The 905-nt window shown below is 41.3% G+C and carries 1 protein-coding gene; it reads right to left on the reverse strand.

Annotated features, from left to right (window positions below):
* Positions 1 to 157 precede the first annotated feature (157 nt).
* Positions 158 to 748, reverse strand: coding sequence for a tetratricopeptide repeat protein (locus tag MD536_RS20950; protein ID WP_239603750.1), 591 nt, complete (start codon positions 746 to 748; stop codon positions 158 to 160).
* Between the last annotated feature and the right edge of the window lie 157 nt (positions 749 to 905).

The raw sequence follows: 905 nt of genomic DNA on the forward strand, positions 1-905 counted from the left end.
GTAGTAAGGAAAAAAACACACTTCTGAAGGCGAAGGGTGGTTGGAATTTCCCTTCTGGCTATCCTTTGCTTTCAAAAGAAAAAAGTTGATATTTTTTCACTCCCTCTAAAGGCCTATATACATAGGATACTTATGTTGTAGGCAGGGCTTCAGCATGTTAGCTGTTCGCGAACAACTTCTCATACTCCTTTTCTTTGTCTGTGTCACCAAGCTGCTTGTAAAGTTTTGATAGCTCCAGATAAACGTATTCTGAAGACGCCCCGACCTTCTCAGCATGATGAAAGGCTTCCAATGCTTCTTCAAGTCTATTTTCGTCTCGTAAAATATATCCCAAATCTTCAGCAATAGTCGCAACAGTTGAATGTGTCGCCAAGGCAGTTCTTAAAACGTCGATTCCGATTTGTGGATTTTCTTTTGCATAGTAGAGGTTATAGTCACCGAAGCACTTAGAAGCTACCGCAGGTATGACAGCAGTCTTTTGGTCATAAATACTTTCCGCAAATACTTTATCGTCGACAAGTTTTATTACAGTTTCGGCAATCCTTTCAGGTGTCATGACACCCAAAAAGCAGTCTACCGTTTTGTCGGTATATACTTTTTTAGCAGCTACAAAGTAAATTCCTTCTACGTTGGGTATCAGATCTTGGTTCGTTGGCTCAACCTCCCAGCTTAATTCGTCAGCTGAACTGTCATTTGTCACGACAAAAACGTAAGTGTCCCTGATGCTAAAAATATCTTGGATGTTCATTCTGTGAGAGTGTCTTTGCTGCCTTGCCTACAACGGCCGGCAGCTTTGCGCAGTGCTGGTAATGAAACACTATTGCCGGATCCGCTGTTCATTTATTGATTACTGTTTCAATCTCTGTTCTTTTGATGAATCTGTACATAGCCTGAACTGCTGTACA

The organism is Flavihumibacter cheonanensis (assembly GCF_022352215.1).
GTDB lineage: Bacteria > Bacteroidota > Bacteroidia > Chitinophagales > Chitinophagaceae > Flavihumibacter > Flavihumibacter cheonanensis.